General features: G+C 62.7%; 14 protein-coding genes. 12 read left to right on the forward strand and 2 right to left on the reverse strand.

The window, feature by feature from the left end; all coding sequences use genetic code 11:
* Window positions 1-69 precede the first annotated feature (69 nt).
* A complete protein-coding gene (locus DI605_RS05125; RefSeq protein WP_293969996.1) occupies window positions 70-723 on the reverse strand; it encodes a FadR/GntR family transcriptional regulator in 654 nt (217 codons plus the stop codon).
* Between the two features lie 142 nt (window positions 724-865).
* On the opposite strand from DI605_RS05125, the gene DI605_RS05130 reads away from it, so the two are divergent.
* From DI605_RS05130 to DI605_RS05160, 7 genes are all read left to right on the forward strand, one after another.
* Window positions 866-1,861 carry an ornithine cyclodeaminase family protein gene (locus DI605_RS05130; protein ID WP_293969998.1) on the forward strand — a complete coding sequence of 332 codons (996 nt, stop codon included), beginning with the start codon at window positions 866-868 and terminating at the stop codon, window positions 1,859-1,861.
* 2 nt (window positions 1,862-1,863) lie between these two features.
* Window positions 1,864-2,874, forward strand: a complete 1,011-nt coding sequence (locus DI605_RS05135; RefSeq protein ID WP_293970001.1) for a dihydrodipicolinate synthase family protein — start codon at window positions 1,864-1,866, stop codon at window positions 2,872-2,874.
* A gap of 31 nt (window positions 2,875-2,905) precedes the next feature.
* Complete coding sequence (locus tag DI605_RS05140) at window positions 2,906-3,502, forward strand: twin-arginine translocation signal domain-containing protein (RefSeq protein ID WP_293970004.1); 597 nt, start codon at window positions 2,906-2,908, stop codon at window positions 3,500-3,502.
* Window positions 3,499-5,115 carry an FAD-binding oxidoreductase gene (locus DI605_RS05145; protein ID WP_293970007.1) on the forward strand — a complete coding sequence of 539 codons (1,617 nt, stop codon included), beginning with the start codon at window positions 3,499-3,501 and terminating at the stop codon, window positions 5,113-5,115. The genes DI605_RS05140 and DI605_RS05145 overlap by 4 nt, the downstream gene beginning before the upstream one ends.
* Window positions 5,112-5,501, forward strand: coding sequence for a cytochrome c (locus DI605_RS05150; protein WP_293970010.1), 390 nt, complete (start codon window positions 5,112-5,114; stop codon window positions 5,499-5,501). Before DI605_RS05145 ends, DI605_RS05150 begins: the two co-directional genes overlap by 4 nt.
* 48 nt (window positions 5,502-5,549) lie before the next feature.
* Window positions 5,550-6,398: an acetoacetate decarboxylase family protein gene (locus DI605_RS05155; protein WP_293970013.1), complete on the forward strand. Its 849-nt coding sequence runs from the start codon at window positions 5,550-5,552 to the stop codon at window positions 6,396-6,398.
* Window positions 6,399-6,615: 217 nt separating this feature from the next.
* Window positions 6,616-8,979 (forward strand): TonB-dependent receptor, encoded by a 2,364-nt coding sequence (locus DI605_RS05160; RefSeq protein ID WP_293970016.1) that lies wholly within the window; start codon window positions 6,616-6,618, stop codon window positions 8,977-8,979.
* 188 nt (window positions 8,980-9,167) lie between these two features.
* Here DI605_RS05160 and DI605_RS05165 read toward each other — a convergent pair whose 3' ends face one another.
* Window positions 9,168-10,040 carry an alpha/beta hydrolase gene (locus DI605_RS05165; protein WP_293970019.1) on the reverse strand — a complete coding sequence of 291 codons (873 nt, stop codon included), beginning with the start codon at window positions 10,038-10,040 and terminating at the stop codon, window positions 9,168-9,170.
* A gap of 325 nt (window positions 10,041-10,365) precedes the next feature.
* Here DI605_RS05165 and DI605_RS05170 point away from each other — a divergent pair, with 325 nt between their 5' ends.
* The 5 genes from DI605_RS05170 to DI605_RS05190 all read left to right on the forward strand — a co-directional run bounded on the left by DI605_RS05170 (window position 10,366) and on the right by DI605_RS05190 (window position 16,532).
* Window positions 10,366-10,716 carry a c-type cytochrome gene (locus tag DI605_RS05170; RefSeq protein WP_293970022.1) on the forward strand — a complete coding sequence of 117 codons (351 nt, stop codon included), beginning with the start codon at window positions 10,366-10,368 and terminating at the stop codon, window positions 10,714-10,716.
* Window positions 10,717-10,756: 40 nt separating this feature from the next.
* On the forward strand, window positions 10,757-12,199 hold the full coding sequence (locus DI605_RS05175; RefSeq protein WP_293970025.1) for an FAD-binding oxidoreductase: 1,443 nt from the start codon (window positions 10,757-10,759) through the stop codon (window positions 12,197-12,199).
* Between the two features lie 176 nt (window positions 12,200-12,375).
* Entirely contained in the window at window positions 12,376-14,796 is a 2,421-nt protein-coding gene (locus tag DI605_RS05180) for a TonB-dependent receptor (RefSeq protein WP_293970028.1), read from the forward strand.
* A gap of 63 nt (window positions 14,797-14,859) precedes the next feature.
* Window positions 14,860-15,432, forward strand: coding sequence for a cytochrome b (locus DI605_RS05185; protein ID WP_293970031.1), 573 nt, complete (start codon window positions 14,860-14,862; stop codon window positions 15,430-15,432).
* Window positions 15,433-15,446: 14 nt separating this feature from the next.
* The gene (locus tag DI605_RS05190) at window positions 15,447-16,532 is read left to right on the forward strand and encodes an amidohydrolase family protein (RefSeq protein ID WP_293970034.1); all 1,086 of its coding nucleotides are present in this window, start codon (window positions 15,447-15,449) and stop codon (window positions 16,530-16,532) included.

The raw sequence follows: 16,532 nt of genomic DNA on the forward strand, positions 1-16,532 counted from the left end.
TCGGGATCATGTGCCTCGCAGGCATAGCATTGTCCAGATTAATATGGATATTGAGTCATATTAATCTGGCTAGATGGCGCCGAAGACGCGCTGGCGGATGGATTCGATGTGAAGTCGCATCAGTTCTTCGGCCTGGCGTGGATCATGGTCGGCGATAGCCTCCACCCACGCGTCATGCTCGGCATCGATGTCGTCCGCGCCGGTCGAAAGCGTCTGGATCCGAAATTTCAGCTTCGGCGGCATGGCTTCGCGCACCATATCGTAGAGGGCGAGCAGCAATGTATTCCGAGCCGCCTGCGCCATCAGGCGATGAAGCCTGTGATCCAGCTTTATCCACTGATCCTGCTCGCGGGTCTCGCGCATCGTGGCGACGCACCGCCGCATCTCCTCGATATCGGCGGGGAGGGCGCGTGCGGCAGCGAGACTGGCCAGTTTCGGCTCGATCGCGAGACGCGCCTCGAAGGCTTCGAGCGGACTGATCCGGTCGGCGAGGCCGGTCGGCAAATCGGGGAGTGACCGATTGCCGATGAACGTGCCTTTGCCGACATGTCGCCAGATCAGACCTTCGCCTTCGGCTGCTTTGAGCAATCGCCGGATTCGGTTGCGGGTGACGCCCAGCAATGCGGCCAGTTCTGGCTCGGTGGGCAGGCGATCCCCCTCGCTGCTGCCCTCGCGGGAAACGAACGAGCGGAATCGCGACAGGTCTGCGGCAAAATCCTCCATGTCGGAACGGTAATGCCAAACATCTCCATGGTCCACGACCCCATATAAATAACTTGCAATGCCCATATTGACATGCCCACCGACGGCCGGTTAGGCAGGAAAAAATTCGCGGAGAGGGTAATTAAGGGCGATGGGGCAACCAGTGTTCGTATCGGCTCAGGCCGCCGTCCGCGCATTTGCGTGGCCGGATGCCATCGCGGCGATCCAGGCGGCTTATACCGTGCCGGCAGATCCGACCGCATTGCCGCCGCGCACGGTGGCCAGGGCGCCCGGCGTATGGTTGCGCTGCCTGCCCGCCATTCCTGCGAATGGTCGCTATTTCGGCGCGAAGCTGATGGGCATGGCACCATCGTCGACGACGCCCGGTGTTGATTATGTGATCGTGCTGTTCGATCGCGAGACGAGCGGTATCGCGGCATTTGTCGATGCCAATCTCGTGACGGGTTATCGCACGGCATCCACCACGGCCGCTGCTCTCGACAGGCTCGTGCCGCGTGAGCCGGTGACCCTCGCTATATTGGGCAGCGGTCTCGAGGCGACGATGCATCTTCGCGCTTTCGCCTCAATCCGCGAGATCGGTGCCTGTACCGTCTTCAGCCCCACGCCGCACAAACGGGACGCCTTCGCGCAATCTTTGGGCGCGGAGTTGGGAATCGATATTCGCGCCGTCGCCACGCCTGCGGAAGGCGTGCGTGAGGCGGGTGTTGTGCTGGCGGCCGCGCGCTCGCGGGGGGAGCAGCCGATCCTGTTCGGGAATTGGCTGCGGCCAGACGCAACGATCCTTTCGATCGGATCCACCGTGCCCGAGCAACGCGAGTTGGATGCCAGCGTCATCGCTGCGGCGGATCTGATCGTGTGCGACACGCTGGAGGAAGTGATCGAGGAAACCGGCGACATGCTGGCTGCGGCGGCATCGGGCGTGGATACTCATGGCCGCTGCTTCGGCATGGACCAGTTGATGGCGGGCGCGCTGGACGCGCGCATCGCGCAGGCGGGCATCCGCATGTTCAAATCGGTCGGGGCCGGTCTTCAGGATGTCGTGATCGCGGAGATGATCCTCACGCGCGCGCTGGAGGCTGGTCTGGCCACACCGCTGCCGATCCAATTCGATACGAAGCGGCCGCAGAAGAAAGGATAAAAATGGCGCGATATACACGCGGGGAAGCTCGGGACTGGGCGCGCGAGGCTCTGAATGGCGTCGCGAGCGTCACCATACCGACGATGACCGCCGATTTCAGACAACTCAACGAACGCGCCATACGCCATGATATCGATCTGGCGGTGGAGCATGGTTTCGTTGGTACGCTGGCCTGTTCGGAAGTTGCGATCACGGCACCTGAGTATCGCCGCTTCTGCGAGATCGCGGCGGACCAGGCGGCGAACCGGCTATTCATTGTCCATCACGCTGTTTTCAATACACTGGAAGATAATATCGAGGCGGCGAAGGCGGCCTATGACGCCGGCGCGGAACTGATGCTGCTCGGTTATCCTCCCTACTTTTTTCCGCAATCGCTGGATGAAGTCCACGCCTATACCAGGGCCCTGTGTGACGCGACGGACATGGCGGTCATGCTTTTCCCGATCCCGACATGGGGTTTCTCGCGCCTCCATCCGTCGGATCTGCCCGTTCCGCTGCTGCGGCGCCTGATCGACGAATGCCCCAACGTGGTCGCGATCAAGGCGGAAGGAGGCGCGCCGCACATCATGGCCGCGCTGGAGGTGCATCGCGCCTTCCACAAGGATGTCGTGATCAGTTCCCCGATCGAACATGAATATGTCGCGCTTTCGCAATTCATGCCGATCCCGTTCTGCGGAACCAATTTCTCGGCCTATTATGGCCCCTGGCTGCCACGCATCCATGCCATGGTGCAGGCAGGCGATCACGCGGCCGCCACCGAAACCTTCTATCGGCTGGATCCGGCCCGAAAGGCCTTTTACGGCGTCGCCAATTCAGGTGCCGGGCTGATCAACCGGATGATGTGGAAATATCAGTCCTGGTTGCAGGGCTATAATGGCGGCCCGCTCCGGCACCCGACCGGCCGTGTCTATCAGCGTGACATGACGCTGCTCCGCAAGGGGCAGGAAAATGCGGGCCTCGCGCCGACCTGCGATGCGGACGTCGCCTTCTTCCATGGGCGTCACCCGCAATGACCCGCTCCCGCGACGGGAAAGGCTGTCGGGGATGACGACGCGACGCGATTTTCTGCAGGCTTCGGCGATCATCGGTGCGGCGGGCATGGGCGGCGGCGCGCGCGCATCGTTTGGCATTATCGGCGCGCCGGAGCCCCGTCTCCTGATCGCCGACCGGCGTTATCCGGCGAGCCGCGCCTTCGGTGGTGCGGCCGCCGCCGGAGGCCGAACTGTCGTGATGACGGGGGGTGACGTGAGCGGCCTGTGGACCGGGCGGCTTCGTGCGCTCTGGCAAGATGGCGAGGCCGAGATTGCCGGCATGACCGGGTACGACGTTCTTTTCTGCCTCGAGCGTTTCGCCTGGGATCATCGCCATTGCGTGATCGCGCTGGTCGATCATGTTCCCGATGCCGCGGGCGGCTATCAGCATGTTGCGAGGACAAGCAGTTGCGAGCGCCTGGCCGAGGCGCTCGCGGCCGCACGTGCCGATTTTCCGGGCTTTCAGGCCCAGGCGCTCGGGGTTTTCGATCCCGAGCCTTCGCGCTGCCCGCCCAGCCACGCGCCGGGAAAAGGGATGGGGGGCGAACCGCTTGCCAGCTGGATCATTGCCCCCCGATCGCGCATCCGCCTGACCGGAGCATCGGCATGATCCCGTCCGGTGTCAGCGCATCCGATTGGACGAAGGCACTCGCCGAATTCCGCACGGCGGTAGGGCCGGACTGGGTTTTCACCAGCGACGAGGATGTCGCTCTTTACCGCGACGCTTATTCTCCGGAATGGGGGGAGCCGACAGAACGGCTGGTCTCCGCCGCAATAGCCCCGGTGGAGCGCGAGCAGGTTCAGGCGATCGTCCGTACGGCCAACCGCTATCGCATTCCGATCTATCCGGTCTCGACCGGAAAGAATCTGGGTTATGGCGGTTCGGCGCCCAATCTTTCGGGCAGCGTCGTGCTCGATCTGAAGCGAATGCGGAAGATCGTCGAGGTTAACGACAAGCGCCATTTCGCGATCGTAGAACCGGGCGTCTCCTATTTCGATCTCCATCATCACATCCGCGCGAACAAGTTGCGATCATGGATCGACTGTCCCGATCCGGGCTGGGGCAGCCTGGTTGGCAATGCGCTGGATCATGGTGTCGGCCATACGTTGACGAGCTATCGCGATCATTTCCAGTCGCATTGCGGCATGGAGATCGTGCTGCCCAATGGCGAGTTAATGCGCACGGGCATGGCGGCGCTGCCCGGATCGGAAACGTGGGCGGATTTTCGCTACGGCTTCGGACCGCATGTCGACGGACTGTTCGGTCAGGGCAATTTCGGCGTCGTGACGAAGATGGGCTTCCATCTCATGCCACAGCCCGAGGCCTATCTCTCACGCGAGGTGCTGCTGCCCCGCCGCAAGGACATCATCGCACTCACGGAGATCGTCAACGAACTCGAATATCTCGGTATCATCGGCATGCCCGAATATTCGAGCCCGCTCGCGCCCTTCCGCTATACGAACATGGATACCGAGCTGAAGGCGCTGCTTGCGCGGCCGGACTCCTTCACCACCGATATCGTGGACGAATTTGCGGCGCGCCGCGGCCGGGCCGTCTGGGCCGTCAAGCTTCAGTTTTACGGCGCGCCGGAGGGGATATGCGCGAACTGGGAGAATGCGCGCTCGAGGCTGGAGAAGGTGATTCCCGGTCTGCGCGTCGGCGAGCAGGAGGATCTCCGCTTTCCCCTGACCGACGAGCAGGAGCAAGCCGTCGGCAAGAAGGTGCTCGTCGGCATACCCAACATGAACGTCTTTTCGCTTGGCGCGCGATCCGATCTCAATCCCCAGCCGCGTGATGGGCATCTGCTGTTCACCCCCATCATTCCGAAAGACGGGGAGTCCATCCTGAAGGCCCAGTCCCTGTTCGCGGATGCGCTGCGCGGTACCGATCTGGAAACCGTCTATTCCGCGATCACCGCGCCTTACACCTGGATTTACCGTGCGTTCGTGTTGGCGGCGGGCTTTCCCGTCTCGCGGGGGGATTCGGCGATCAATCGGCGATCGCGCGATGCGATGCGCCGGCTTATCGATCTGGGTGCTGCTCATGGCTATGGCGAATATCGCACACCGCCGCTGTTTCAGGATCAGGTGGCCGGAACCTACGGCTTCAACGACGGCATCCTTCGCCGCTTCAGCGAAACGCTGAAGGATGCCGTGGACCCCAACGGCATCATCGCCGCCGGGCGCGGCGGGATCTGGCCCCGGCATCTGAGGAAGGCATGACGATGCACATCGCCAAGGCGGCCTTCCTGATCGCGGCGCTTTCGCCTTCGGCTGTGCGGGCCGCTCCGGATACACGGCATATGGCCGCGCTGCAGGAAGAAGGCAGAGCGGTCTTCAAGGAAAATTGTGCCTCCTGTCACGGACCGGGCATCGGAAATCCCGGTCTGGCGCATAAGCCCGGCACGGCGGCGTTGCAGGCCAAATATGCGGGCGCTGTTCCCGCACTGCTGGAGCAACGGACGGACATGGCGCCGGAAATGATCGCCTATTTCGTTCGCAACGGAATTTCGGTGATGCCGATGTTCCGCAAGACCGAGGTGAGCGACGCGCAATTGCGTGCGCTGGAGGCCTATCTCACGCGCAACAGCAAGCCGCCGCGCCGGTGAGACGGGTCCGGAAGCGGCGCGACCGAACGATGGGAGTGGAGGGCAAGGATGAAGGGTGATGATCCCCGGCTGAAGCCGCAATATCGGATGCCGAGAGTGTTCGGCGCGCTGCCTGGCCCGCGCAATGTTCCGAAGGACAGGCAGCATCTCCTCAACCGCCAGCGCAATCTCGCGCTTTCGATGACGATGCTGACCGACCGGGACGCGCTGGTCGAATTGCTTCCGCCGGGCTGCGTGCTGGATGGCGAGCCGCTGCTGACGCTCAATGCGCTTTACATGACCAACATCGGCTGGCTGGCCGGGCGCGGCTATGCGCTGATCAGCGCGGGCTTTCGGATAGCCCGTGATTCCCCGTCGCAGGGCCGGTTGACGGGCAATTTCCTCGCAGTCGTGTGGGAGAATATGGCCGATCCGATCCTGACGGGTCGGGAGGAACTCGGGTGGGCGAAGCTCTTTGCCGAAATCCCCGACCCCATCGCGATCGACACCGATCATGTCGGCAGCGCAGGCTGGGATGGATTTCGCTTCCTGGATTTCAGCATAAGGGAGTGCCGCGAGACGGATCCGTCGCCGGCCACAGCTTCCGGCAGCTTCCACTACAAATATGTTCCCGAAACCGGCGCCCTGGACCGGGCCGACGTTGAATATCTCGAATATTCGCCGCCCGGCGCCTTCGCGACGGGCTATGGCGGGATGACGGTCAGGCAACGCTTCACCGGCCGGGGCGATTTCGTTTTCCATCCGGCGCGCTGGGAGGACATTCCCTTCCAATATCCGATCATCAACGCGCTGGCGGCGCTGCCACGCCTCGAGATGCGGGAGGCAAGCGTCACGATCAGCGAAGCTGATGGAAAGATTGGGGATCCCGGAGGTGGCGCGCTGCGGAAGGTGACATGACGATATGTGCGTTCCGGCGGCGCTGTGCGGACGGTTTCGCTTTCTTCGTTAGTAACATCGTTCGGAACAATAGCCCTGAGATCAAGAGACGGGGGTGAAGCTCTACGTTCGGTGCACGGCTGCTATGCAGTTGGCGCCGCTAGTCCACCCCTACGGAACAAGCCAAAAAGTCAGTTCGGATCGTCGACAGAATCGATCTTGAAACGGGGAGGATATCATGAGGCATGCAAAGGCACTGTTATTGTCGTCTGCGTTGGCATTGGTGCCCGGCGCGGTCATGGCGCAGGACGTTGCGCCTGTGGACAAGCGATCGCCAAAGTCCGCGGCGCGATCATCCGCGCAGCAGGCATCTTCGCGGGAGGCGGACAGCGGGCTCGAGGAGATCGTGGTCACGGCGGAGCGGCGCGAGGCGAGCGTGCAGCGCACGGCCGTCGCGATCTCGGTGATCGGTGGCGCGGAACTCGCCAAGGCTGGCATCGCAAATCCCACCGCCCTGCTGGATTCTCTGCCGGGGCTGGATATCACCCGCTCCAATGTTAACGCGAACCTCAGCCTGCGTGGCCTGGGCGGTGGTGGCAGCACCCAATATGCTGATCCGGTGGTCGCCTTCAACGTGGGTGGCGTGCCGCTGAGCCGAACCTTCTCGCCGGCGTCTGCCGTCTATGACGTGCAGCGCGTCGAACTGCTGAAGGGGCCGCAGGGGACGCTCTATGGTCGCAACGCCACCGTGGGCGCCCTGAACGTCATTCCCAATCAGCCATCCAACCATTTCGAAGGCGGCGCCACGGCCCAGTTCGGCAACTATTCCTCGAAGAACTTCAACGGATATCTCAACGCGCCCCTGTCAGACGGCTTCGCGGCCCGCATCGCGGGGACATATAACAAGCATGATGGCTATCTTACCAACGGCTATGACGATGCCGACAATTGGGGCGCGCGCCTGAGCCTGCGGGGCGAAGTGACGCCGAACCTGACGGTGCTGGCATGGGCCGATCTCTACCGGGATCGGTCGCGCGGCCCGGGTACGATCGTGCGATATCCGACGCCGGGGCAGGCCTATCAGTTCCCAAACAACCCGTGGTTTTCCTATTCCCCGGCTGGCTGCGGCAATCCCGCTCTTTGCCCCACCTGGGGGGACAGCGCCGGCGCCACCTTCGCGGCGCCGTTCCGTTCGCTTTCCGTGGTCGAGGATACGGGCTTTGTCCGTATCAACCAGGATATCTATGCCGGTCAGGTCGACTGGGATATCGGCTTCGCCAAGCTGACCATCCTTCCCGCGCACGTCGATACGGCGGTGGATACGCGCACGTTCAGCGGTGGCCTTACCTATAATCTGCGCAACCGCACCTATCAAAATTCGGTCGAGACCCGATTGGCTTCGAATAATGATGGTCCGCTGAAATGGCTGATCGGCGGCATCTATTTTTACGAGCATATCAATTCGCGGCAGGATACGTTCGAGCCGAACGGATATCAGGTCCTCTACAGCCCCAATCTGACGGATGAGAGCGTCGGCCTGTTCGGGCAGGCGACCTATTCGATCACCAGCAGGCTGCGGGCCACAGGCGGCATTCGCTATACCAGCGAGACGAAGAAGCAGGACGGTTTCACCCTGCTGGACGGTGCCTTCACCGCGACGAGCTGTCCGTCGCCCGGTATTTTCGTCACGGGATCGACGACGGCGCTCGGTTATCTCTATCCTGTCGGCTATTGCCAGGTGCCGAACCAGGGGCGACTGCATTTCACCAACGTCAGTTACAAGGCCGGCGTCGAATTCGATCTCGCCCGGCAATCCCTGCTCTATGCGAACGTGAGCACCGGCTTCAAGGCGGGCGGATTTTCGCCGGCGCTGCCGCCGAACACCTACAAGCCGGAAAAGCTGACAGCCTATGTGATCGGATCCAAGAACCGCTTCTTCGACAACAAGCTGCAGGTGAACCTCGAACTCTTCTACTGGGATTACAAGGATCAGCAGATCAGCCTGCTCCAGGCGCTACATCCCGCCGGGCAATCCTCCTACCCCGTGAATGTCGATGGCTATGTGAAGGGTGCGGAACTGGATGTTTCTGTTCGGCCCTTGAGCAACAGTGTCATATCGCTGGATCTCCTCTATGAACGCGGCAAATATGATGTCTATCCGACGGCGATCTCGTCAGTCGGGACGGTGGGCGGACTGACCGATTATCCGCGCGTCAATCTGCCTCGCTGGTCGGGCACGGTGAAGGCCGAGCAGGGCATACCGCTCAAGAATGGCGGCCGTGTCGTCATCGGTGCGGATACCCATTTCGAGAGCGGCACGTGGTTGCGCCCCGTGGCGGAGGCCGCGAGGCGACCGGGCGAATATCGTGATCCTTTTGCCACCGTAAACGCCTCGCTGGGCTGGGAGAGCAGCGATGCGAAGCTGAGCGTTACCCTGTTCGTCAACAATATCGGCAACAAGGCTGTGATCGGCACGGGAACGGGCGGCGGGCTCGTCGCACCGGGCACATTCTATCGGCCCGCCGGCAATCCGGCCGACGCGCGCTTCGCGACGCTCCAGCCGCCTCGCACCTATGGCGTTCGCGCGGGCGTCAAATTCTAGGCGGAAGGCGGGTGTTCCGGGCTGATCGGCATGGCCTTGATGGGGCGATGCCGATCAGGCTCAATCACAGGGCCGAAGCAATTTCGAAGCGGACTGAACGGCTTGCCGGCCCGAAACGGAGAGCGGCGGGGAAAATCGGGCCGGTCTAGCAGACCGCCCCCCCTCCCACGCGTGGGAGCGAAGGTCCGCTATGCGCGACTTCGCCAAAAATCGAGGACATGCTTGTCGAACATGTCGGGGAATTCCCAATAAGCGGAATGTCCCGCGCCGGGTATGACGAAGAAGCGGCCTTTGGAAAGTCGCCGTCTATGCTCGTCAAACAGGGGCGGCGGCGCGTAGGAATCCGCATCCCCCGTGATCCACAGGCTGGGCATGGTGAGGCGACCCAGTTGTTCCCATTCTAATGTTCCTCGTGGTTGCGGCCCCAGCGGCGCCGTCCTCGATGTGCGCTCCAGTTCCTCCCATCGGGCCACGCCATCCGGGTTGGCCGCGCGGTAGATCGGGCCGAGTTCGCGGAAGGAGGCAGGGAGCTGGCTGAACGGCGCCGGGCGGAGCGCGTCATAGCGTCTGCGAAAAACCGGATCGGCCATATTCCCGATATGGTTTGCGATGACGAGGCTGAGGATCCGATCCGGATGGGCCACCGCGAAATCCAGCACCACACCTCCGCCGGCCGCGCTGCCGAGCGCGTGGAACCGGTTCAGCTTAAGGGCATCGACGATGCGGAGTAGATCCGCTGTCTGATCCGGCTCGCTTCTGAACGTCTCCGTGCGCGATCGGGCATGGTCCCGCCGCGACCAGCTGATGACGCGATAGCCGGCGCTTGCATAGTGCGCTTCCTGCGCCTCCCAGACGAGCGCGCTGCCGGTCACCGGATGCGCAAGCAGCACCGGGATGCCCGTGCCGCCGCTGTCGCGCACATAGAGAGAGGCTTCCCCCACGTCGATCCAGCTTTCCCGAGGGGACGGCAGCGCTGCCGACAACCGTCCCATGATCGCCATCGTCGCGATCCCCGCTCCCAGCGTCTGCCGTCGTGTCATCACGACGCTTCGATCGACCATCATCCTGCTCCCGCTCTCTTATGCTGTCCTTGATGGTGATCGACCGTTTCGATCCTCGCAACATAAATTAGCACGTAGGAGAATTAAATGTCTTGGTCGGTCCGGAGCGATGCCGGTGGGTGGCGAAGCGCGCGTGGGACGGAAGCGGCCTACCGAAGACGTGACGGGGCGCACGCGACGGGGAGGAGGGGAGCGGGCGGGGCGGCCTGCCACGAAGCGTATAGCTGATACCTCCGCTGCCGGCCTGTGAGGCGCCGGCCGGCTTTGTATCATGCACGCGACAGAGAACAGATCAGGCGAGGGAAATTTGCTCCGGATATTGTTGATGATGGCCGTGATCGCCGGTGCGGCACCACAGGCCGCGCTGGCGCAGCCTGATCTTGCCAACGGCAAGCGTGTGTTCACGACCTGCTCCTACTGCCACGGCGCCAATGGAGAGGGCGCGGGAGTCGGGCCGCCGCTGAAGGGGGTCGTCGGCCGGAAGGCCGGCGCCGCGCCCGACTTTCCCTATAGCGAGGCGATGAAGACGGGCGGCATCACCTGGACGCCGGAACGGCTGGAAGCCTTCCTCGCGCATCCGATGCAGGACGTGAAAGGCACGCGGATGGCCTTTCCCGGCGTTTCCCGGCCGAAGGATCTGGCGGACGTCATCGCCTATCTCAAGACATTGAAATGAGCCGCCCCACGGGCGCACTCCGGAACAGATTGGGCTGAAGATGTTGACGAGACGGACGATGCTCGGCGGCGCGGTTGCGGCTGCTCTTGTCGAGGGACGCGGGCTTGGCACGGTGGCGCGCAGCGTGGCGGCGCAGGGCGTGCCCGGCGCCGCCACGCTGCGCAAGCGGCTGGGCGCACGGATGCTGATGCGCGGCAATCCCGATTATGAGGCGATGCGCCAGCTTGCCGTGTTCAACGCGCGCAAGCCCAATCGCTTTCCCAACGCGATCGTGATGGCCGAAAGCGTCGATGATGTGCAGAATGCCGTGCGCTACGCCAAGGCGCGGGGTTGGAAGGTCGGTATTCGATCCGGCGGCCACGGGTGGGTCGGTTCGCATATGCGCGACGGGGCACTGCTGATCAGCCTCGCCAATCTGCGCGAGTTGCGCGTGGAACCGGAGACGATGACCGCGATCATCAGCCCGTCCATCACGGGAGACGGGCTCAACGCCGTCCTGCAGGGCGAGCACAAGCTGATGACGCCCTCCGCGCATGGCGTGAGCGTCGGCATGGGCGGCTTCGTGATGTGTGGCGGCCATGGCTGGAATTCGCGCGTATGGGGACCGGGGTGCCAGCAACTCAAGGCGATCGACGTGATCGATGCCGACGGCAATCTGATCCACGCCACCGCCGAAGAACACAATGATTGGCTGTGGGCGGCGCGCGGCGCCGGCCCGGGCTATTTCGGTGCGGCCGTCCGCTATTATCTTCAGGTGCATCCGATGCCGCAGGTGATGCGCCGCAACGGCTATACCTTCGATCTCTCGCATCTCGAGGAGGTGACGGCCTTCCTGCGGAATAATACTCCGAAGTTCCCCGCGCATCTTGAGGTAGTGATGCTCGGCCGGATGATCGATGGCCGGCCGGGCCTCTTCGTCGGTGCCTCCGGTTTCGGCAGTGAGGAGGAGGTACGCGGCGCGCTGGACGCTTTCGATGCCGCGCCCGTCTTCCGCAAGGCGGCCACCCGCAAGGTGCAGCAGCCCTTCGTGGCGCCGTCGCGCTATGAATCGCCGACCGAAAGCCTTCCCGCCGGCTATCGCATCGTCATCGACAATATCTGGACCAACGCGCCTTCGGAGCAGCTCGTACCGCTGATGCGCAGCCTCTTCGAAAATCTTCCGGGTGAGCGCTTCAACATCTTCTTCCAGTGCTGGGGCCCGGTGCGCGAGGTTCCGAATGCTGCTTATTCGGTGCAGGGCGAAATCTATATTTCGGCCAACGCCGTCTACATGGACGAGGCGGAGGATGCGAAGAACGATGCCTGGGCGCTCGATGCGATCCGCAGGCTGCATCCGATCTCGGTGGGCGCGCAGATGAACGACGAAAATATGGCGCTCGATCCGCAGCGCTATCTTTCGGAAGAGGCATCGAAAAGACTGGAGGAACTGCGCGCCAGATACGATCCTGAAGGGCGCTTCGTATCGTTTCTGATGAAGGCGTGAGATGCGCCCGTCTTGGCCGCGCCTAAACGGACTCGGTCAGACTGATATGCAATTCGCGGCATGGTTCGCCGCGACGCATGCGAATACACCCGCATCATAAATCGACCGACACGAGGCAAGGCCGCTCCACTGCGGGGGTTTCGATGTCGACATCCAAAAAATGAAGGGGAGGTTGTGTGAGCAAATTCTCGGGCCTGCTGGCGGCATCGGCGCTCGGTGCCCTGTTCCTTTCGCTTACCCCGGTCGCGGCCCAAAGCGCGCAAGCTGGCCCGCAGACCGGCAGCTCGACTGCCGAGCCGGAAGGCGGCATTGCCGAGATCGTGGTGACCGCCGAGCGGCGTTCGGCATCGACGCAGAAGACGGCGCTCACGATTACGGCGATCAGCGGTGCCGATCTGCAGAAGGCCGGCGTCGTCGACAGTCGCACGCTGCTCGACAGCATACCGGGCCTGAAGCTCACGGTCGCCAATCCCAATGCCTATATTGGCCTTTACGGCCTGGCCAGCGGATCGGGTTCGCAATATTCGGACGCGATCATGGGCTTCAACTATGGTGGTGTTCCGCTTGCGCGCCAGACCTCGGCGTCCAGCGCTTATTATGATGTCGAGCGCGTCGAGGTACTGAAGGGGCCGCAAGGCACGCTCTATGGCCGCAACGCGACGGTGGGCGCGATCAACATCATTCCGACGCGGCCAAAGGATCGCTTTGAGGGTGGTGCGACGCTGACGCTCGGCAATTATTCCACGGTCAACAGTCAGGGCTACATCAATACCCCGATCACGGACACGCTGGCCGGCCGCGTCGCTTTCCAGACGACCCGCCATGACGGCTATTTCACCAATGGCTATGATGACGCCAACAATTATGGCGCGCGTGTAAGCCTGCTCTATAAGCCGAGTTCGGATTTCTCGATCCTGTTGTTCGGCGACGGGTTCTGGAATCGATCGAAGGGGCCTTACAGCACCTTCACCTATTGGCTTAGCCCGACGCAGAAGTGGATCGATCCCAGCAACCCCTGGTTCGGACTGGGAGCGGCGGGTACCTGCACCAACCAGCTGCTGTGCCCTTCTTTCGCCTCCACCAGCGTCGGTGGGGTCAATGCGGTGAGCAATCCGGCCGGCTTCACCAACACCGGGGCCAATGGATATGGCAATATTTCCCTGGTCGGCCAGGATGGGTTCAATAACGCCGACCAGTATATCCTTTCCACGGAGATCAACTGGAACACGCCGATCGGCACGCTGACGGTGCAGCCGAGCTATGTCCACACGAAGATCAACTACAGGACCTACTCCAATGGCCTGCTGTTCCTGAACAACACAAAATCAGACCAGGAATCGCTCGAGATGCGTCTCGCGTCGAACGGGAATGGTCCGTTCCGATGGGTGATCGGCACCTTCCTGTTCCATGAGGATCAAAACGCCTTCCAGAACAATCTGCAGAGCACCGGCTATGCGATCCTGAGCACGCCGAAGCTGACGGACAGCAATTATGCCGGCTTCGCCGATGCCACCTACGCGCTCACCGATCGGTTCCGGTTGACGGGCGGCATCCGCTTCACACGGGAAACCAAGAGTCAGAATGGCTATACGGTGGCCAGCGGCCTTTCGGCGGCGAGCGTCGCGACGATCCAGGCGGCCGGCGGCGTCTGCACGCTCGTTGCCTCGCCGCTGACGCCGGTGCTCTATCAGGGCGTCTATTACATGCCGACCAACTTCTGCGAGGTTCCGAACGGCGGCCGCTACGAGAAGAATAATGTGAGCTGGAAGGCGGGCGTGGAGTTCGATCCGCGTCCGGGCTCCATGCTCTACGCAAACGTCAAGACCGGTTTTCGCGCCGGCGGCTTCACCGTCGGCACGCAGAACAGCTACAAGCCGGAGATGCTGACGGCATATGAGATCGGATCGAAGAACCGCTTCCTGGGTGGAAAGCTACAGATCAACCTTTCCGGTTTCTACTGGAAGTACAAGAATCAGCAGATCAGCCAGCTTCAGCTTTATTATCTGAATGGTATCGCCATCGGTCAGACGAGCTTTCCGTCCAACTTCGATGGCAATCTCTATGGTGGTGAACTGAGCATCGATACGCTGGTCACGCCGAATGATCGCATCTCGGGCGACATCCTCTATGCGCGCGGCAAATATGACAGCACGCCGCCGGTCGCGACCGTCAACACCGCCGCGCTCGTTCCGCAATATGATCTTCGCCGCATCAATCTGCCGCGCTGGTCGATCACCGGCAGCTACGACCACACCTTCCACCTCCAGAGCGGGGCGGCGGTGATCGCAGCGGCGCACAGCCATTTCGAGAGCAGCACGCCGCTTCGCATCATCGACCCCGCCTTGCTGACTCCGGGCGACATGCGCGGCGCCTATGCCAAGCTGGATCTGGATCTCACCTATCGCGCGCCGGGCGATCAATGGTCGATCCAGCTGTTCGTCCGCAACGTGACCAACAAGGCGGTGGTGGGCGTCGGCTCTTCCGGCCAGACCGCGCTGCCCACCTTCTTCCGCTCCTCGGCTGATCCGCTCAACCAGCGTTCCGCCACGCTCGATCCGCCGCGCACCTTCGGTGCTACGATCAGCGCCAAGTTCTGATCCTTCTCCTCCCGCGCCCCGCCGGCTTTCCGTTGGGGCGTTCTTCTTCCGGAGGCACGCGGAATGGAGCAAAGCTATCGCTATGATCGTGTCGCGATCACGCTGCACTGGCTGATCGCCGTCCTGATCCTCGTGAATATCGGGATCGGGCTCGGTTTCCCCGATCCACTGCCAGGGCAGCGTTTTTCGCCCAAGCCGCTGTTGCCGCTGCACATATCGATCGGCATATCCGTGCTGCTGCTCAGCCTGGCGCGACTTGCCTGGAGGTTGACCCATCGGCCGCCGCCCTATCGCTGGCCGCTGCCCAACAGGGAGCATCTTCTCGCCAGGGCGGGGCACTGGGCCTTCTATGGCCTGATGATCCTGATGCCGCTGACGGGCTGGATGGCGATATCGGCGCACAAGGTTCAGAAGACGCCGCTCAGGCTCTTCGGGCTGCATTGGCCGCATTTTCCGGTCTTTCCGATGCTGCCGGCCGTCCTCGTCGATCGGCTCCATGATCTGCTCGTCATCGCGCATGCCTTCCTCACGGCCTGGCTCATGCCGGCTCTGCTGGCGCTTCATGTCGCGGCGATCGCCAAGCATCACCTGATCGATCGCAAGCCGCTCCTCGGCCGGATGCTCGGGGGAAAATGACAGGAGAGCGCGGGATGTCGACCATGTCCAAACGGGGATTTCTGGCGGGCACGGCGGCGGCACTCGCCGTGCGATCCGCCAGCCACGCCACGACACCTGACAGTGCCCGGAAACGATCCTATCGCCGGATCGCCACCGAGGAAGGCTTCACCATTCCGGAGGTCGATGCGGCCGCCGCCGCCGCCAACCGCGCGACTGGCGGGGCCGGAATGCCCAACAATCCGGCCGTGCGCGAAGCCTTTCGCAACGCGGCCGCCGATCTGGGCGAGGGGCGGATCGCGGCGATGGACGCGGCTGGGCTGGACATCGCCCTGTTGTCACTCGGCTCGCCGGGAGTTCAGAATTTCCCCGTGGAGCAGGCGAGGGAGCTTGCCCAACTCGCCAATGATCGCGTCGCCGCCGCCGTTCGCGCGCATCCCGCGCGGTTCGCAGCGCTGGCGACGGTGGCGCCGCAGGATCCGGAAGCGGCAGCGCGGGAACTGGAGCGCGCGATCGGTACGCTCGGCCTCAACGGCCTGCTGATCAATTCGCACACCGCCGGCGAGACGCTTGACGCACCCCGGTTCACGCCGATCCTCGATGCGTTGCAGGCACTGGACGTGCCGCTTTACATTCATCCGCGTGATCCGTTGCCGTCGATGCGCGGCCTTGATCTTCCCGGCTTCAATGTCGGCTGGGGCTATGGGGTGGAGGTGGGTACGCATGTCCTGCGCCTGATCGCGGGCGGGGTGTTCGATCGTTTTCCGAAGCTGAAGATTGTCATCGGCCATATGGGCGAGATGCTGCCCTTCTATCTGGATCGCATCGACAATCGCTATCTGTGGGAATGGAATTTCCGGGGCGCGACGCCACCGCTCAAGCTCAGGCCGAGCGATTATTTCCGCCGGAACATCTGGGTCACCACCAGCGGCGTGAATTACTGGCACCCGCTACGCTACACGATCGACCGCGTCGGCATCGATCGTGTCCTGTTCGCTGCCGATTATCCCTATGAGGATATGGCGCGCGATGTGCGCGCGATCGAGCGGACGCCGCTCTCGATATCCGAAAAGCGCAAGCTGTTCGACATCAATGCCAGCCGCCTGTTCCGTATCGCCTGA

The sequence above is a fragment of the Sphingomonas sp. genome (genome assembly GCF_003248515.1).
Lineage (GTDB): Bacteria > Pseudomonadota > Alphaproteobacteria > Sphingomonadales > Sphingomonadaceae > Sphingomonas_I.